The following is a 768-nucleotide window of genomic DNA, read 5'->3' as shown; positions in this document are numbered from 1 at the left end:
GGAGTTCTGCGTGATATCTATGCATTCCACCGCTACCCCACGCATTCCGCCTACCTCATCTACACTCAAGCCCGCCAGTATCAATGGCAATTTAGGAGTTAAGCTCCTAGATTTCACCGCTGACTTAACAGGCCGCCTACGCACCCTTTAAACCCAATAAATCCGGATAACGCTCGCATCCTCCGTATTACCGCGGCTGCTGGCACGGAGTTAGCCGATGCTTATTCATACGGTACATGCAGGGAGTCACACGTGACTCTTGTTATTCCCGTATAAAAGAAGTTTACAATCCATAAGACAGTCATCCTTCACGCGACTTGGCTGGTTCAGGCTCTCGCCCATTGACCAATATTCCTCACTGCTGCCTCCCGTAGGAGTCTGGTCCGTGTCTCAGTACCAGTGTGGGGGTTCAACCTCTCAGTTCCCCTACCCATCGTTGCCTTGGTGAGCCGTTACCTCACCAACTAGCTAATGGGACGCATGCCTATCTCACAGCGAATTTCATTTCCTCTACCTTGGATGCCCAACATAGAGTGTACGCGGTATTAGTCCGTCTTTCGACGGGTTATCCCCCTCTGTGAGGCAAGTTGCATACGCGTTACGCACCCGTGCGCCGGTCGCCATCAGTCTTAGCAAGCTAAGACCATGCTGCCCCTCGACTTGCATGTGTTAAGCCTATCGCTAGCGTTCATCCTGAGCCAGGATCAAACTCTTCATTGTCAATATTTTATTGTACTTTGTTCTGTTTGTCTTGCTCTAAAAATGATT

Annotated in this window: 1 rRNA gene; it reads right to left on the bottom strand. The window is 50.1% G+C overall.

What is annotated here, in order from left to right:
* Positions 1-720: ribosomal RNA gene (locus HMPREF1121_RS08570) — 16S ribosomal RNA — on the bottom strand; the annotation flags it as partial.
* Positions 721-768: the final 48 nt, after the last annotated feature.

The organism is Porphyromonas sp. KLE 1280 (assembly GCF_000700805.1).
In the GTDB taxonomy this organism is placed as follows: Bacteria; Bacteroidota; Bacteroidia; order Bacteroidales; family Porphyromonadaceae; genus Porphyromonas; species Porphyromonas pasteri.
This window is presented reverse-complemented; position numbering and strand designations above follow the sequence as displayed.